Source organism: Candidatus Tisiphia endosymbiont of Metellina segmentata (assembly GCF_964030715.1).
Classification (GTDB): domain Bacteria; phylum Pseudomonadota; class Alphaproteobacteria; order Rickettsiales; family Rickettsiaceae; genus Tisiphia.
In genome coordinates this window covers 1497984-1515450 of record NZ_OZ034919.1, presented here as the reverse complement: position 1 = coordinate 1515450, position 17467 = coordinate 1497984, and the positions used below count along the sequence as shown (strand labels likewise).

18 protein-coding genes and 2 tRNA genes are annotated in these 17467 nt (G+C 31.7%); 5 read left to right on the top strand and 15 right to left on the bottom strand.

The window, feature by feature from the left end:
- Positions 1 to 43: 43 nt before the first annotated feature.
- Both AAHM80_RS07815 and AAHM80_RS07810 read right to left on the bottom strand, forming a co-directional pair.
- Complete coding sequence (locus AAHM80_RS07815; protein WP_342259821.1) at positions 44 to 247, bottom strand: hypothetical protein; 204 nt, start codon at positions 245 to 247, stop codon at positions 44 to 46.
- A 72-nt stretch (positions 248 to 319) separates the two neighbouring features.
- Positions 320 to 1459 (bottom strand): IS256 family transposase, encoded by a 1140-nt coding sequence (locus AAHM80_RS07810; RefSeq protein WP_342259820.1) that lies wholly within the window; start codon positions 1457 to 1459, stop codon positions 320 to 322.
- 242 nt (positions 1460 to 1701) lie between these two features.
- On the opposite strand from AAHM80_RS07810, the gene AAHM80_RS07805 reads away from it, so the two are divergent.
- Positions 1702 to 1977 carry a conjugal transfer protein TraD gene (locus AAHM80_RS07805; protein WP_342260470.1) on the top strand — a complete coding sequence of 92 codons (276 nt, stop codon included), beginning with the start codon at positions 1702 to 1704 and terminating at the stop codon, positions 1975 to 1977.
- Here AAHM80_RS07805 and AAHM80_RS07800 read toward each other — a convergent pair.
- On the bottom strand, positions 1974 to 3140 hold the full coding sequence (locus AAHM80_RS07800) for a Fic family protein (protein ID WP_342259819.1): 1167 nt from the start codon (positions 3138 to 3140) through the stop codon (positions 1974 to 1976). The two genes, AAHM80_RS07805 and AAHM80_RS07800, sit on opposite strands and share 4 nt — an antisense overlap.
- A gap of 301 nt (positions 3141 to 3441) precedes the next feature.
- Here AAHM80_RS07800 and AAHM80_RS07795 point away from each other — a divergent pair, with 301 nt between their 5' ends.
- A complete protein-coding gene (locus tag AAHM80_RS07795) occupies positions 3442 to 5130 on the top strand; it encodes a P-loop NTPase fold protein (RefSeq protein WP_342259818.1) in 1689 nt (562 codons plus the stop codon).
- A 431-nt stretch (positions 5131 to 5561) separates the two neighbouring features.
- Here the strand turns inward: AAHM80_RS07795 and AAHM80_RS07790 are convergent, their stop codons facing one another.
- Positions 5562 to 5744 (bottom strand): transposase, encoded by a 183-nt coding sequence (locus AAHM80_RS07790; protein WP_342259817.1) that lies wholly within the window; start codon positions 5742 to 5744, stop codon positions 5562 to 5564.
- Between the two features lie 150 nt (positions 5745 to 5894).
- Positions 5895 to 6827 (bottom strand): sensor histidine kinase, encoded by a 933-nt coding sequence (locus AAHM80_RS07785; RefSeq protein WP_342259816.1) that lies wholly within the window; start codon positions 6825 to 6827, stop codon positions 5895 to 5897.
- A 339-nt stretch (positions 6828 to 7166) separates the two neighbouring features.
- On the opposite strand from AAHM80_RS07785, the gene AAHM80_RS07780 reads away from it, so the two are divergent.
- Positions 7167 to 7964 (top strand): Dam family site-specific DNA-(adenine-N6)-methyltransferase, encoded by a 798-nt coding sequence (locus AAHM80_RS07780; RefSeq protein WP_342259815.1) that lies wholly within the window; start codon positions 7167 to 7169, stop codon positions 7962 to 7964.
- A 3-nt stretch (positions 7965 to 7967) separates the two neighbouring features.
- On the opposite strand, the gene AAHM80_RS07775 is transcribed toward AAHM80_RS07780, so the two are convergent.
- The 10 genes from AAHM80_RS07775 to rpoH form a co-directional block, all read right to left on the bottom strand.
- Positions 7968 to 9698, bottom strand: coding sequence for a hypothetical protein (locus tag AAHM80_RS07775; protein ID WP_342259814.1), 1731 nt, complete (start codon positions 9696 to 9698; stop codon positions 7968 to 7970).
- 137 nt (positions 9699 to 9835) lie between these two features.
- Positions 9836 to 9910, bottom strand: a tRNA-Thr gene (locus tag AAHM80_RS07770).
- 158 nt (positions 9911 to 10068) lie between these two features.
- The gene (locus tag AAHM80_RS07765; protein ID WP_342259813.1) at positions 10069 to 10368 is read right to left on the bottom strand and encodes a YraN family protein; all 300 of its coding nucleotides are present in this window, start codon (positions 10366 to 10368) and stop codon (positions 10069 to 10071) included.
- A 239-nt stretch (positions 10369 to 10607) separates the two neighbouring features.
- Positions 10608 to 10684, bottom strand: a tRNA-Met gene (locus AAHM80_RS07760).
- 61 nt (positions 10685 to 10745) lie between these two features.
- The gene (gene rpsI / locus AAHM80_RS07755) at positions 10746 to 11219 is read right to left on the bottom strand and encodes a 30S ribosomal protein S9 (protein WP_341755400.1); all 474 of its coding nucleotides are present in this window, start codon (positions 11217 to 11219) and stop codon (positions 10746 to 10748) included.
- Between the two features lie 6 nt (positions 11220 to 11225).
- Positions 11226 to 11693 carry a 50S ribosomal protein L13 gene (gene rplM, locus AAHM80_RS07750; RefSeq protein WP_342259812.1) on the bottom strand — a complete coding sequence of 156 codons (468 nt, stop codon included), beginning with the start codon at positions 11691 to 11693 and terminating at the stop codon, positions 11226 to 11228.
- 123 nt (positions 11694 to 11816) lie between these two features.
- The gene (locus AAHM80_RS07745) at positions 11817 to 13058 is read right to left on the bottom strand and encodes a PQQ-binding-like beta-propeller repeat protein (RefSeq protein WP_342260469.1); all 1242 of its coding nucleotides are present in this window, start codon (positions 13056 to 13058) and stop codon (positions 11817 to 11819) included.
- Between the two features lie 294 nt (positions 13059 to 13352).
- Positions 13353 to 14006: a DUF2659 family protein gene (locus AAHM80_RS07740; RefSeq protein ID WP_341748111.1), complete on the bottom strand. Its 654-nt coding sequence runs from the start codon at positions 14004 to 14006 to the stop codon at positions 13353 to 13355.
- A gap of 28 nt (positions 14007 to 14034) precedes the next feature.
- On the bottom strand, positions 14035 to 14787 hold the full coding sequence (gene ybgF, locus AAHM80_RS07735; RefSeq protein WP_342259811.1) for a tol-pal system protein YbgF: 753 nt from the start codon (positions 14785 to 14787) through the stop codon (positions 14035 to 14037).
- 67 nt (positions 14788 to 14854) lie between these two features.
- The gene (gene rpoH / locus AAHM80_RS07730) at positions 14855 to 15739 is read right to left on the bottom strand and encodes an RNA polymerase sigma factor RpoH (protein WP_342259810.1); all 885 of its coding nucleotides are present in this window, start codon (positions 15737 to 15739) and stop codon (positions 14855 to 14857) included.
- A 137-nt stretch (positions 15740 to 15876) separates the two neighbouring features.
- On the opposite strand from rpoH, the gene AAHM80_RS07725 reads away from it, so the two are divergent.
- Both AAHM80_RS07725 and map read left to right on the top strand, forming a co-directional pair.
- Positions 15877 to 16437, top strand: a complete 561-nt coding sequence (locus AAHM80_RS07725; protein WP_342259809.1) for a cytochrome c oxidase assembly protein — start codon at positions 15877 to 15879, stop codon at positions 16435 to 16437.
- A 228-nt stretch (positions 16438 to 16665) separates the two neighbouring features.
- Positions 16666 to 17460 (top strand): type I methionyl aminopeptidase, encoded by a 795-nt coding sequence (gene map / locus AAHM80_RS07720; protein ID WP_341755396.1) that lies wholly within the window; start codon positions 16666 to 16668, stop codon positions 17458 to 17460.
- Positions 17461 to 17467 lie beyond the last annotated feature (7 nt).

Here is a 17467-nt window from a genome sequence, read left to right as displayed (position 1 = left end):
TTCTTCGGTACTATGAACACATCTGACTCCCCAAATACCATTATTATTGATTTTGCAATTCTGCTTCATCTATAATTACCTTCTTTTTTTTTTTTACATAAAAGGAGTATTTAGGGTCTCCCAGGTTCCTTGATTGAACAATTTCATGCATGCTGACGACGCATACCCCGCCAGACAGTATTAAGCTCACCATATCACTTAACCCCATATTGCTTTCCACATCATAGACAGTGTCAGCTTCTGGCATTCATCTAAGTTCTCGAGGCTCTCTTGTCGTTCACTTTCGTTTCGGCCTACATTCGCCCTGTTTACGCTTCATCTAAGGCATTGCTGCCTTAAATGCAAAACTCAGTTCTGGCTGGTTGGTTATTCCTTGGCCAGAGAGGAATTTCACCTCCTTATTCAACCAGGCTTTTCCTGGCACACCTATACTATTAGTTGTGTATATTACTTTCCTTATCGCCTCAGGGTATCCTAGAAAAACCATTAAATTTTCCCAATGAACATACCAAGATTTAGCAATTTGTGGATACTGTTTACTCCATTTAGCTTCAAAAGATTCTAAAGCAAGATGGGCTTCTTCCTCTGTGCTAGCAGTATATATAGGCTTTAAATCAGCCGCTAATTCTTTTCGGTCTTTATATGATACATATTTTAAACTATTTCTAATCTGATGTACAATACATAATTGATGTTCGGTTTTCGGAAAAACTGCTTCTATTGCCTCAGACATACCGGTTAAATTATCACTGCAAGCAATAAGCATGTCTTGCATACCTCTGTTCTTCATCTCAGTAAAATTACCAAGCCAAAATTTCGCTCCTTCATTTTCACTGATCCACAATCCTAAAATATCCTTCCTTCCAGATAAATCAATACCTAATGCTACATATACAGACTTATTGATAATTCGTTTATCTTGACGTACTTTTACTACTAAACAGTCAAAAAATACTATAGCATATACTCGATCCAATGGTCGGCTTTGCCATATCTTGACATCCTCAATTACATCATCAGTAATTTGACTTATCAAACTTTCGCTAACGTCAGCTCCATACAATTCTTGCATTTGAATCTTAATATCAGATAAGCTCATTCCTTTAGCGTATAACGATATTATTTTATCATCAAATCCTTCAATACGTCTTTGACGCTTCGGAATTAATGCAGGTTCAAATGTACTACTTCTATCCCTTGGAACCTCAATCTCTACAACTCCATTATTTGTTACTAGATTCTTTACTTTACTACCATTACGAACATTATTGCTATCAGTATGACAATATTTATCATATCCTAAGTGATTATTCATCTCTGACTGCAATGCCTTCTCTACAAGCCTTTTGGTTAATTGTTTTAATAAACCATCCTCTTTAAATAAAGTTGATATATCTGTATCATTATTTATTAATAAATCTATTGCTTGATTCATTGTTTCATTTTGTTTGTGACGCATTATAATTTCTCCTTTTGTTATATTATATTTTTATATAACCTTTGAAAAATTTACACACTTATTTGTACAGAGCCTTTTTGAATTGTCCTATCCATTTATTATTGCTTGTAGTCTTCTGTTGTATCAATTATCTGGTTCAAAAAAATATGAAATTTTTATTGGAACTCTATAATTCATTGGACTTCTTAAATTTATTGTGCATTCATGACATGTAAGCAATAATGTCTAAAATATTTTACCATATGGAGAATGTCATAAAACAAAGATTGAAATTACAACAAAAGAAAGCCAAAATTATTACTGAAGAAGCTAAAATTAAAATTATAGAAAGAAAAATGCGTACTTGTCGCTTAATTGAACTGGGCGGATTGATTGCTAAAGCAAAGCTCGATGACTTACCTACTAATACTCTATTTGGGGCATTAATTGCTTTAAAAAATGAATTAACAGAGTCCCCACATATCAAAGACCAATGGACTAAAATTGGTAGGGATATTTTTGATAATCCTGATTTTTAGACGATAAAGTAAGCGTCAGTCCTGATTTTCGTAGGTTCTTCCAAAATGTCTAATATTTGAGTGGCACAGTATACTTTGTCCCGTTTGTTATCATTTGTCTTTTTTATAATTCCTATTGCTTCAAGCTTTTGAATTGCCCTTTGTGCAGTGCTATAGGCAATACCTAACTCTGTTGCAATTTTGTTAGTGGTAAAATAGGGATTCACAGCAAAATGTTGCACAAGGTTCATAGTAACTTGGGAACCACTGCTTGCCACTTCAATTTTCCATTGATTTAATAATTCGTTGATACGTTCAGCACGTGACAAGACATCTTCAGATTGAACAGCTACACCATTGAAAAAATAAATAAACCACTCATACCATGTGCCTTTTGAGCTAACGTTATAAAGCTGCTTGTAATATTCATCGCGTGTTGCCTCAAAAAACGCACTTAAATATAACAGAGGAGAAGGCAACATTCTTTGCTCAACCAGCAGTAAGGTAATCAGTAATCGCCCAACACGTCCATTACCATCTAAAAAGGGATGAATAGCTTCGAACTGATAGTGGCAAAGTGCAATGTGAATCAACGGCGGCAACTGCCTATCATGTAAAAACTTTTCTAAATTCCCTAAACAATCCATTAAATTGTCAGGGGGTGGTGGTACAAATTTTGCTGTATTCAGAGTGCACCAAGGAGTTCCAATCCAATTTTGACTACGTCTAAATTCCCCCGGTGTTGCATGAAACCCCCTAACACCTTGCATTAATTGCTCATGAATTTCTTTGATTAGACGTAGCGATAAAGGCAGCTCTTCTAAACGCTTCAGTCCATAATCAAGGGCATTGATGTAATTTTGCACCTCCTGAAGATCGTCAGGATTTTGTTTAACATTAGCACCGGCATTAGCTGCTAAGATTTCACCAAGCGTTGCCTGTGTGCCTTCTATTTTACTCGATAGTACGGCTTCACGCATAATGAATGGACGCATAAGTAGATGAGGATTAGGCAGTCTGCTACCTTCACGTGCTAATTTGCCCAACAAAAAATCGGCACGAGATAAGGCATTGACCACAGAAACATCCCATTCAAGTTTTGGTGGCAAACTATTAGGCACGAAGGCATTATATCCTTTGGGCGATTTAACGATTTGTCCAGCCGGGGATTGTTGTATATCCATTTAACGATTTTCATTGATTATGTTTACAATATAATTACTATTATCGAAAAAGTCAATATACGCTAATAGAATGATTCCTTATCATCACCAATGAAAATAATCTAAAACCTACGCTATGTTATCTCAAGTATGACTAGAAGCCTAAAAGTCATTTTTTCATAGTAAGGAATTTTAATAATATCCCAGTACTAAGCCACTTGTTGTAAAACATAGCGTAAGTTTTGTTAAGTTAACTTGACGATGCCTAATTCTGTAATATATAATCTTTTTCAGATTAGTTAAATAAATGTGAGATATATACGTGACTTCATCTGATTCTCAATCATGCATTTCTAAACCAAATGAGCATATAGAAAAATACTTAGATGATTATTGTAATAACATGAGTAAAAAGAAGAGTAACTATGCTGTTCTAATTGCTGGAGATTGGGGAATAGGTAAAACTCAGTTTATCAAAAAATACATTGATCCATTGCACAATATAGCATATATAAGCTTAAATGGTATATCAAAAACATCTGATCTTAGTAGGGTAATGTTAAATACTCTACTACAAATAAATGCCAAGTTTTCTCTACGCATGCTAATCAAAATGCTCATCAAATTATTTTTCACAGTATTAATAACTGTGCTATTGATATCACCAATACAATGTTTTATAAAGGGAATATTCTTTTTGAATCCTATAACAAAAATAACAAAAATAATAGAAATAGTAGTATTAGGAATAGGAATAGGAATAGTAGTATGGCGATGTTGGGATACTGTATTTGCATTTTTAGCAGAGCATATAGCGACAAATGTAGTGGTATATAAAGTATATTCTCTATTATTCCCAAAGAACTCATTTGTTTTAGTTTTTGATGATCTAGAAAGATCTACAATTCCAATAGAAGAATTATTGGGATACATTAATTACTTTGTTGAGCAACAAAAAGTTAAAACTATTATTATTGCTAATACAGAGCAAATTGTTAATAGATATCCAAAAAACCAAGAAAAAGATAAACAATTAGGTACATTCAACATAATAAAAGAAAAAATAATATCTATTACTTTTTCCTTCACAGCGGATGTTGATGATATAGTAATTACAATATTGAATCAAGTAGAAACGGAAAAATTAAAGAAGAAATTACTAGATGTAGCAGATCAGATCATAAAGATTTTCAATCAAGCTGATTATAAAAATTTTAGATCTTTAGAACACAGTATACTTTCCTTTCAGAGGTTATATCGCGATGCATTACAACACTGTGATAATATTAATAATAACTTCTTCTGGACTACTTTGAAAACATTCTTAATCTTATCATTAGAACATTATTACAGTGATGAACTGGAAACAAAAATCTGGTCGAACATGTTCAACTATGCAGCCAAAGATGACGAAAAAATTAAAAACAAATATGGTATAAACTTACTTGATATGGTGGATCAATCATACTTACCTAATATGGCGGATCAATTATACTTGGGTAAGGAAATATGGGAAAACATTATTTTCAAGAATAAAATCGAGTGTGAGAAAATTAAAACAAAATTAGAGAACAAGGAGTGGTTTCGTCTTCTTCTAGACTCTTCTAGTCCTTTAGACAATAACACATTGAACAGGTTGATTAATAAGATAAAAAGTGATCTTAAAGCGACAAAGGTGGAGGAGGAAGGTAAAGTCAAACATATAATTAGCTTACTTATGCATTTTCAGAAAGAAGGAAAGATAGGGATTATTAATATAAATGAATACATTGGTTATGCAAAGAAAAATCTTGAAAAGATTTATAAGAACGTAGCCTACGAGACATTGAATGAGATGCACACTAATAAGTATGATGAATACACAAAATATTTGCATGCTCTTGAACATGTTTTTTATAGTAAAGATAATGATGACTTTAAAAAGTTCATTGACGAATGCCAAGAAATTAGACAGACAGTAATAAATTGTAGAAAGCAAAACATCGAAGCCAAGACCAAATCTGACAATTAGCCTTAAGTTTTAGTTGACATCAAATAAAACATTTGTGTGATTGGATAAAAAATTTTCAGAGCTGTCCACATAGTTTTTATACCTGGAGGAGCAGAGTGTTTTGTATGTTTGTATCCACTAAGTCTAGCAATTAATCAGGATTTCCGCCTAAATAGATATTTGGTAGTAAAAGGTATAATTAATTACAACTATTACAAATTAATTTAACCTGATTGTATCAGGGTTATTGAGATTTGTGACCTCAATTCATTTGTTACTAAAAAACTATATTTTTGATATTTTGTGGAAATTCTGTTAATAAAACTACCTCTTTTATACTAGGTTCAATTTTTGGTATTTCTAATTTGGAGTCTGTCAGATTCTTTGTGTAAGTGTGATATCGGAATTAGCCCATCTTTGGTCATCAGTGCCACAAAGTATGGCAAATTGATTCAAGGCGACTGACCAATATTACTACCATCTTTATCCATTATAGTCTTTTCGTAACTACCATTACGCCTGTTTTCAGATTCCTTCTCATTCTTAGAGTGCTTCTCATAGACGATATGAGCTTCCATCTCTTTCTCTAGAATCTTATTGACAGAATTGCATTCTTTAAGGATTTGAAAAAACATACTAAAATCTCACCCCCCCCCAAAGAATACAATTTGAACAAATTCCAAGTTACAGCAAAGTAAATTATTAAAACTAAATTTCTTATTTTTGTAGATAAGATTTTGTCCAAAGTCCAAATAAGTTATTATTAGGAACAAACAACGTTCTAATTAATTAGCTAACAATTTCACCGGCACTTGACAGGTGATAGTTGTACTCTTGCCCTCTTTGCTGGTTATTGTAATCTCACCATCCATCTCATCGATAAGTTGTTTAACAAATGTTAGTCCTAAGCCTAATCCTTTGTTATATTTAGCAATTGTATTTGCATCATCTAATTCTTTATGCATATCTTGCTGTGTTCCTTCAGCAATACCAATACCTGTATCATGCACAATAAATTGTAATATCTTATTTCTTGTATTTTTTGTTTCAGTTAAAAGTGGAAATAACCCAACTGTTACAATAACATTACCTTCTTTAGTAAATTTAATAGCATTACCCACTAATTGATCTAAGACTGCTTGCAATCGGTAATGATCACCAATGATATGCTCTGCTATATCATATTGAAAATTACAAGAAAGATTTAACCCTTTACTTATAGATGCTGGTTTAGCTTTAGTAATTGTTTTATTGACTAATTCCTTTATGTTAAATTTTTCTAGAGTTATAGCAGTTACTGTAGCATTTTTTCTTAAAAAATCAAGAACATGATGAGAATAATCAAGTAATCTTTCAGCACAATTTACTATAGTTTTTAGGTAATGCTTTCTCTCTGTATCTTGCTCTACTTCATAAAGAACGGTTATTAAAGCAAATATTCCACTGCAAGGTATTTCTATACTATGACCAATATTACGAATTAAATCTAATCTTATTAATTCATCTATTTTTAGTTTATTTTGTGTTTCTTGCAATTCTAGTTGTATTTCTCTATATCTAATAATATTAGCATAATTTCCTTGTGGAGCTATTTGACCAGCTTGATCTGATGGTATTAATGTGACAGTTGTGGGAGCTAGCTGTAAAATCCAGTTTTTTTCTATAGAATTTTCTATTTTATTGTTATCTTGTTGTTGATTTTCATTATTAATTGTCATAGCATACCTCTTACCGTTTTCGGTTGTGAAAATAGGTGGCACAGAGGTTAAAGGATTAAATTTTGTCTTTTTAATTTAACCTCTGTGCTTGACACTACACCACGTAGCATCATTCACACAGATATCACCACGATTCCTAGAAGTACAGAGGATTTTCCAAGCTTTTTGACAGATTTTTGCATAATATAATAAACAGCTGCATAAATGAGACAGCTAGGATTTACTAAATCATAGTGTTTTTATATTAAATAAAGAAAAAGCCTTAGAATTAGCAATTTTTCTAGCATTTAACCTTATTTTTTACTATAATCTATAGTAGAATATTTAGTAAATAACTTCATGTCAGTAACTATAAAAAAAACACCACCATTCATCCAATGGGTTGGTGGTAAAAGAAAAATTGTTGATAAATTAATTAAATATATTCCTTCAGGAGTAAATAATTATTATGAGCCCTTCCTTGGAGGTGGGGCTTTATTTTTCCAAGTACGACACATGTTTAATAAATGCTATCTATCTGATATTAATCTTGACTTAGTGACGTCTTATAATGCGGTTAAAAAGAATCCACAAGCAATAAGTAAGTTACTTGATTCACATCAAGCAAATCATTGCAAAGACTATTATTATCAAGTCAGAAGTGATAATAATAGTAACAATCCTAATGAAATTACTGCAAGATTTATCTATCTTAATAGATATTCCTTTAAAGGAATATATCGTATCAATATCAATGGTGATCCAGTTCAAAGTTTCTCTGGTAGAAACTACCATAAATCTGATATTGCTAGTAGATTGCAACAATGTAGTAGTTTATTATCTAGTACATCCATTTGCACTATAGATTTTTCTTTTATTGAACCGCAGAAAAATGACTTTGTCTATTTCGATCCACCTTATCACAAATCTGGTGAGAAATTTTATACTAGATTGCCATTTGATGAACAAGAACAAATGAGACTAAGAGATTTTGCTAAGGAACTAGATAATAAAGCTGTTAAGTTTATGATTTCTAATAGTGATACTCCTTTTATTAGAAGCTTGTACAAAGATTTTAACATTAATATTATCAAGGTTACCTATTCTATGCCCCAAACAAGAAAAACTTCTAACGAAGTAATTATTACAAATTACTAGTTTTTAAGTAGTAATCTTGTAATTATCATTCCAGCCAATTAATTCAAAACTACAATTTTGAGTTTGAAAAGCAGTTTTTAAGTCTTGCATGTGACGATTTCTAATGTAATAATCGTAAAAGGCGGAAGTAGATTTGAGAGTTACTTTTTTGTTGATGTCATCTTCTTGTACCACTATTAATTTACTAAAGGTAGCGATATCAACATATTTATTGTGTCGTTCAATTAAAAACTTTCTAGCTTTATACCATAATGAATCAGGATTTATTTGCTTAGCTAGTTCAAGCAAATAAGCATTATTTTCATCTTTAGTATTATTTTCTTGTGTTGCTGATATAGATTGCTTGCATGGTATAATTTGTAACTTTGTTATTTTATTACCATACAACATTTGTACTTGCTGTAATATTTTAGTTTTAATATGTTCTGATAGGGCAATATCTTTTAACAATTTGAACTGAAATTGATTGTCTATTACTTTACCAAATGCACAAGAAGTTAGTAATAAATAAGCTGTATCAGTATCAAAAATGCCAGAAATTTTACGTTTTAATTGAGCTTGTCGGCTAGTATCAGTACTAGATTCTATTTTTTGTAGATACTGCTCTTTAGCTTTATTTTCATCACTAGATTTAAATTGGAAATTGCTAGAATTAGCTTTAGTAGTTTCTTGTAGTTCATTGCTTAAAGCTTTAGCCATATAGTTCAAAAGCACTTTCTTATGACCAAAATGATGATTTGAATATTCTCCAGCTAGCTTTAATAGCAACTTATTGATAAAGTTTAAATTAAATTCTCGATTTGATTTAATCTGCAATAAATCAGCATCTTCTTGAGTTAGAGGATAAAAATCAGCTAATCTTTTTCTTTTGAACCAGCTATTTTTATGGTTTACAACTGGAATGCTTGAAGTATTAGAGCAATTTGATTCTACTACTGGCTGACGTTGCTGTGAAACTTGTTGAATAACTGTTTGTAGTGTTGTACTGAGTGGCAAAGCATTTGTCATAGAATTTGCAGTAGACGCTCTAGTATTATCAACTAGTATTTCATTTGATGATTCTTGTTCAAATTGTAAATTTTGCTCAATCTTTTGCTGTGGTAATTGCTGGTTATTATCAATTTCATTAGCATCAACATGATTTTGTTCATTTTGAAAAATTTCATATTTGGTAGATCTAGATTTATTAGATATATCTTTATTATTATCTATATATATAGAGTGATCCAAACTTTTTTGGGGTTGAGGCAAAAATTCTTTGGGGTTAGCCCCAAAAGTTTTTTGGGTTGAGTGTAAAATTTTTTCATTTTCAGTAGAAAGTGATTGAGAATAAGGCTGGAAATTTTTAGCAAGTTTAATACAAGGAGTATTACGACACTTAATGCCATATTTGACTATAGTTGCTTTATGAAGGTGAATGAAACTGGCTTTTTTTAATTCAAGTAAGCATTGTCTAACACGCTCTTGGCAAACCCCTAGTGATTGTTCAAAGAAGTTATAAGTTTCCTGGAGTTCATCTAAGCTGTTATTATGATAGATTTGCAAGCGAAATACGATCAGTGATAGGAGTTGTCTAGCAGTTTTACTTAAAACTTTACCAGTGTTAGAAGAAAGGTCACGCCATTCAGGTGGAACAAAATTACCAACAAAATTATAAAAGATAGTAGAATTGTTATCACTATTATCAGTGCAACTATAAGTAAGGGTGGATGAGGGGTGTAATATTTGTTGCATAATCCCTCCATCTAAACAGTAGTATTAGAGAGAGTTTGAGAGCAAATATATTCTTTATTATTTAATTTGCAGGGAGCATATAGGGAGCATATAAATTTTTGTGTAAAATTGAGGAACGCTGTAAGGCTTGAGGTAAGTGGTGCCGCTAGGAGGGATTGAACCTCCGACCTCATCATTACCAATGATGTGCTCTACCTCTGAGCTATAGCGGCCTAGTTTTAAGAGAAGTCTCAGACTATATGAGTATGATCTTTTTGACATATATTGCTTTATTGGTCAAGCAATAATTTTAAAATAATTACTTAGTCAGTTAGCATTTGAGTGTATAGTGTATAATTAGATTCTTTTTCATCTAGTAGAAAAAACTCCATTACCATGCGTTTTCAATAATAATTGGTATACTGTAAGGTTTAATAATTATTAGATCAAATCTGACTTGATAATTTTGGTATTTTGGGTTAGAGCTTAAAAATATACTAGCAGATCTTTTTATTCTTGCTTGTTGATGAGTTGATAATATCCGATCATCAACGTCAGAACGTCTTGCTTTTACTTCTATAAAAACAAGTTGTTTTCCACGTAGGGCAATAATATCAATCTCACCAACATAATATCTTTTACGATGGTGAAGAATTTGATAAAATTTAATTTTATAAATAACAATAGCCACATACTCAGCTATTAAACCGAATGTAATCCTTTTCATAATAATGTTTGCAAGAACTTGAAGAATTTTGAGTACATTCACCGCATAATAGCATATATATCAAGTAGCACTAATGACTTTTACATATAAAATATAAAAAAATCACAGTATTCTTAATGCTTTAAAGAATTAGTTGTTGATTCTTATTATGCCCCCCCATTACACAAAGTCGATAATAAACTACCTCATGAATTAGCATTTTGTGGTAGCGAGGGAGGGATTTGAACCCCCGACACGCGGATTATGATTCCGCTGCTCTAACCAACTGAGCTACCCCGCCATGATGGAAAGAGCTTCAGAAAATCACATGCTAGACAACTCCAAACAGATTATGTAAAATTTTAACGTTTAGAGAATTGAGTACTTTTTCTAGCTTTATGCTTACCATATTTTTTCCGTTCTACAACCCTTGAGTCTCTTGTTAAGAAACCGGATTTGCGTAAAATACTATGAAATTCTGGTGCAATTTTGTCAAGTGCTCTAGAAACACCGTGTAGTACAGCACCCAGTTGCCCTGATATTCCACCACCTCTAACAGTACATATTATATCATATTGCCCAGCAGTATTAGTTACAACAAATGGTCGCAAGAGAGATTTGGTATGAGCTTCACGAGTGAAATATTGCTCCATATTTTTTTTGTTGACAATTACCTTACCACTACCACTTTTTAACCAAACTCTAGCAATTGCACTTTTTCTTCTCCCTGTACCATAGACTTTATTATCACTACTTTCTACAGGCGTTTTAGGCTTAACTAACTTACTCTGAACATCGCTTTTGGTTTTTTCGCTTTGAACCTTTAATATTGTCATAATTCACTATTTTTTATTCTTTGTATTTTTGCTTGCAAAATCATAAAACTCAGGTTGTTGGGCTTTATGTGGGTGTTCATTCTCTGCATAGACATATAGATTATCCATCTGCTTTGATCCCAAAACATTTCGCGTAATCATTCTTTTTACAGCAAGCTTAACGACACGTTCAGGATATTTACTAGACAGAATTTTTCCAGCTGTTGTATCCTTTATCCCACCTGGGAAACCAGTATGGCGATAATAAAACTTACCATCTTTAAGGTCTGATTTTTTACCTGTCAAGCAAATATGCTTGGAATTAATTATTATTACATAATCTCCACAATCTAAATGAGGAGTGAAGGAAGGCTTATGTTTGCCGCGTAAGATTTTAGCTACTTCACTAGCAAGTCTACCTAATACAAGGTCTTTAGCATCTATGACCCACCACTTTTTCTGAATTTGTGATGGTTTTGCAGAATAAGTTTTCACGTTATATATCTTTATTAATTAGAATTAATGTTATCATTGTCCTCGCCTAAGCTATACTAAATAGCATTATAACCACTATTTTGTCAAGATAAATGTAAATATATATTTTACATAGTTTCTTGACTAATCGACAAACATAATTTTTTTATCAGTAGCAAAATACATACTACCACAGCAGGTTTTTCCATGATATTCAATATTTTTAGTAATTTTAGCAATCTGTGGAGTAGTGCTTAAATTACCATTAACATCTGATTGGAAACTATATAATTCACCTTTAGTGGAAATAATATTTAAATTCCACTCTTCTGCCTCAGCTACCTTACCAATTATAGGAGTTAGGAATGATGAGGCTTTAACTTTTTTAATATCTTTCCCATCATTTAGATCTGCTACAAACTTGACTTTACCAAAATCAGTACTTATAGCAGCTATTTGTCCAGCATTATTTGTTACAAATAAACTATTACCCGCTAACAACATAGATTGCACATCATAAGCTTTGGTTTGCCAAAGAATATTACCCGTCATGATATCTAGCTTTACTATCTTACCAGCACTATTAGCTATATATATGTGAGAGTTATTGACAATAGGTTTGCATAATATAGATGCTGCCTCAAAATTTGGCAAGCCTATTTCTTGATGACTAGATAAATCGTTAGTCCATAGAACTTGACCGCTAGCTGCTTCTAGAGCAAGAATTTGTCCTGAATTATAGTTTACTATTACATGATTATTTTGTACTATTGGGCTAACATGGTAACTTGATGACAAAGTTTCTACTACACCTTCATGTTGCCAAACAAAATTTAAGTTATCAATATTAATCGCTAATATTTGATTAGTTACTGTTTGAACTACAATAGTATAATTATTAATTAATACCGGTTTTACTCTAGTAATATCAGGCAACTCTTTTCTGATTATTTCATGACCTGACCTACTATCTAATACTACCAAGAATCTTGAACCATAGGTAACATATAGTTTATCATTGTGGCATAAGATCCCTCCACCAACATAATAATCACTCTTGTTAGTGCTGATATTATATGACCACATAATAGATTTATCTTTCATAGAAAAAGCGGAAATATTACCTTTAGTATCAATGGTATAGGCAACAGCTTTATTAAAAACTGGCTCTGATATTATTTTATATTTTGCAACAGTATATTCCTTATTTTGCAGCTGTTCAGGGCTAAATATATTTATTTTTACAGCAGAATCTATTTGAATTGTTTCATTACTTTCTACAGATAATCTAGGAGTTAATTCTACAATATTTTTAATCTTTTTAGCTCCAAGACCACAAGAAGTCAGAAGAAAAGGTAGTAAGAAAATAATTAATCGTTGTTTTATCATAATTTAAGCCTGTGTTATTACGCGAATTCGGTGAAATTATAGATTGCTTCGTCGACCTACGACCTCCTCGCTAATAGACGTTTTATAGACGTATATGTCTATTAGCGAGCGAACGTATGTGAGCGTGGCAATCCATTTTGCTAAAAACATGATTTTAATCTTTTAAAATCATGTTTTTAGCTTTAGAAAGGTTTAAAATGCATTCGCGTTAGCCGCTTTAAGAATGCATTTTTCCTTATATTAAAGCCAATTCGGAATAAGAATTAACTAATTCTTATCCCGAATTGAGGTTTATTGTAAGTTTGAAAGTAAAGCTTTAGCCTGCTCTTTAACTACTTGAGTTGTACTTTCTAGTGATATTACCTTTTTCAAAGTATTTTCTGCTAAATCTTTTGAGTTGTTGTTAATATACCAAATTGCTTTGATAATATTTGCAGTACCAAAGAATGGTTTATTCTCATCATCAAAATAATTTAAATATTCCTCGATTTCATTAATGTTTGCATTAGATAAATTTGTTTCGTCTATCATTAAACTTAACCAAACTAGACGTGCATATGCACTTGTTAATTCGGCATAATTCTTGTTATCAATAATTTTCTTTAATAAAGTTCTAGCCTCTATAAAATCTCCTTGTTGTATTTTTATACTGACTTGTTCGATAGCAGCAAGCTCTCCTACTTTATTATTACTTGTTTCAATTAAATTATCCAACGACTTTATGGTTAGGTCTTTGTTGTCATTGATAAGCGACATAGACTTAACTAAAATATCACCTGTCTTTTGATTATTCTTTATTTTCTTACCGTCAAGCCAATTGTTTATTAGCATAAATAATACGACTATTAGTGCGAGGATTATAGTTATAGGAAGAAGTTTTTTAAAGTAATAAAGTTTCTTTTCTTCATTTTTATCATTTAAGACTTCTTCTAAAATGTCAGTCATTATTATTTACCTTTTTGTTCATAAGAACCTAACGCTTACAAGCAAATTTGGTTCTTGCATCCTTAGCTCTTTTTATTGATGTAGCTGATCTACTCGGAAATTCTGTTTCAAGTTTATCAAGAATAGAGCATGCCTCTTGTATTTTCTTCAATTCCCCAAGAGATAATGCTAATTTTAACAATGAGTCAGAAGCTTTAGAACCTTTTGGTGATTGTTTGTAACCTTTTAGATAATTTATAGCCGCTTTATCAAACATATTACGTCTAAAAAAAGATTCTCCGTACCAAAAATACGCATTACTTACCAAAGGACTATTAGAGTAATTTTTTAAAAAATTTACAAATTTTTCTTCTGCATCGGTTAATTTATTATCTTTTAAAGAGGCAAGTGCTAAGTCATAAAGTTGCTTATCTTTTGCTATCCCCGAAATGGGTTTTGCAATATCATGCGACGCAACTTCCTTTTGTACTTCTTTAGTAGCTGGTATTTCAAAGACATCGCCAACTATAGAATCATCTGCTAAATTTTTTGCTGTACTGGTATCCTCAGAACTTATTACCTCTTGTTTTGTAGAGCCTAAAATTCTCTCTAATTTGGCAATAGTATGTTCAATTATTTCGACTCTGCCAAGTAAGTGCTGATTCTCTTTCTCCAAAATATCTAATCTTTCTGTGCAATCATTAGATGAATTAAATTTCAAATCTTTTCTAGTAATTTGATTTCCAGCAAATACTTGCGTAGAAATCAAAATAATCAATAAATGTATAGCAATTGCTTTCATGAATTAATATTTAATTTAATATATTGTAAAACCATCTGAGTATACTAGAAAAATTATAGTAATCCACTTAAACAACTTTTGGCATCTGTTGCAATATAAAGTTTTTCACTTTCTCAAATGCTGTGTTCTCAATCTGCCTAATTCTTTCCTTAGAGATTTTATATTCAATACTAAGAGTATCAAGAGTTTTCGGAGAATCTTTTAATTTACGCTCAGTGAGAATATGTAATTCACGATCATTTAATATCTTCATCGCTTGTGTTAGCAAATTATGTTTGTTAACAGAATCCTCTTGGCTAATTAATCTTAGCTCTTGACTTGGACGGGTTTCCGGTAAAAATTCAATTAGCTCGCTATCACTGTTATCATTTCCACTATTTATTAAATTATTCAATGATAAATCTGGACCAGATAACCTAGAATTCATTTCACTAACTTCATTCTTAGTCACTCCAAGTTCTTGAGCAATTTGAACAAAATCTTGATCTGTAACAGCTCTTGAATATAGGTTAGCAATTTTATGCTTAATTTTACCAAGACTAAAGAATAACTTTTTTTGTGCTGCTGTAGTACCCATTTTAACCAAAGACCAAGATCTTAAAACATATTCATGGATTGAAGCTTTAATCCACCACAAAGCATAAGTAGACAAGCGAAAACCTAAATCAGGATTATATTTCTTTACTGCTTGCATAAGACCTAAATTCCCTTCTGACACAAGCTCATTTAGAGGTAGTCCATAATTTCTATATCTAACGGCAATTTTTGCTACCAATTTCAAGTGACTAGTTACTAGCTTATGAGCAGCTTCTAGATCATTCTGCTCAAGATAGGCTTTGGCAAGTAGAAACTCTTCTTCTTGTGAAAGTGACGGAACTTTATTGATCTTTTGCAAATATTGATAAAACCCTGATTCTGCAGAAATTACTGGCACACTGATTTTGTTAGTCATATAATACCTTTAAAATAGATTCCTTTACTTAGGGGATATACTAGAATGGGTACATAATATCATAAGTTTAAAATATTTTAAATAGACTTCTTGTAAAAAATTGAAATTTGACTTTTTTACAAAAAGAGAGCAACATAGTGTTACAAAAATCTAATAGAAATTTTGCCTTAGCCCTAGTTAGTTTAGTACTTAGCATGGTTTTTTTAAGCTTTGCATCAATACCAATTTACAATTTATTTTGTAAAGTCACTGGATATGGTGGTACTACCACAAGACAAGAACTCAATATATATTCTCCTAAAAAAGGAACTAGAGTGATAACTATAGAATTTGATTCTAATGTTGACAGTAAATTACCTTGGCGATTTATTCCTAAACAAAGAAGGGCTACAGTTATCCCAGGACAAAATACACTAATTTTTTATGAGTCTGAAAATCTAAGTAACGATGATATAATAGGAACTTCCATTTATAATGTTACACCTAATAAAGCTGGTAAATACTTTGTTAAAATACATTGTTTTTGTTTTGAAGAACAGTTATTAAAAGCAGGAGAAAAAATGTTGATGCCAGTGACATTTTTTATAGCCTCTGATTTTGAGGAAGATAAAGAAATGAATGATGTGGATACAATAACCTTATCTTATAGTTTTTATAAGGTAAGAACCATTGAAAAAGATTCAATGAAATTCAAATAATAATTTAAGAAGTAGAAATTTAGTATATATTTATATAGCTAACCCGATTAGCATTACTTCGTCATTGCGAGGAGTAGCATTGCTACGACGAAGCAATCTAGATCCAATCGTCTTCTTGGATTGCTTCGTCGCCACCAAAGTGGCTTCTCGCAATGACAACAATTTACTATGGCTAAATACTAATCGGGTTAGCTATAGATGATTTTAATAAAAAAAGTTAATTATTTTATGACCATAACAATTCATTCCCAAGAAAACTTTAAGAAAATGCATATTGCAGGTAAACTTGCTGCAGAAACCTTAGATTTCATTACTAATTATGTAAAACCAGGAGTGAGTACGATCTATTTAAATGATCTTTGCCACGATTTTATTGTGTCCAATAATGCAATCCCTGCACCTTTGAACTATAACGGCTTCCCAAAGTCAATTTGTACTTCTGTTAATCATGTAGTATGCCATGGTATTCCAAATGATAAACTCCTTAAAAATGGCGATATAATAAATATTGACGTTACTGTAATTGTCGATGGATGGTATGGTGATACTAGTAGAATGTATTATGTTGGTGATGTAGGAATTAAAGCAAAACGCTTAGTACAGGTTACTTATGATGCTATGATGATAGGAATTGAACTAGTAAAACCAGGAGTACATTTAGGAGATATCGGAAATGCTATACAAACTTATGTTGAAAAACATAATTATTCAGTTGTTAGAAATTATACTGGTCACGGGATAGGGCGTATATTTCATACAGAACCAACTATTCTACATTATGGCAAAGCTGGCACTGGCTTGGTCTTGGAGGAAGGTATGTTTTTTACTATTGAACCAATGGTAAATGCTGGACATCACTCCACTCATCTAAGTAAATTAGACGGTTGGACAGTTACAACAAGTGATAAATCATTATCAGCACAATTTGAACATAGTTTAGGCGTAACCAAAGATGGTTTTGACATTTTTACTTTATCACCAAAACATTTGACATATCCGCCTTATAAAACAGACTTATTGTAAAACTAAA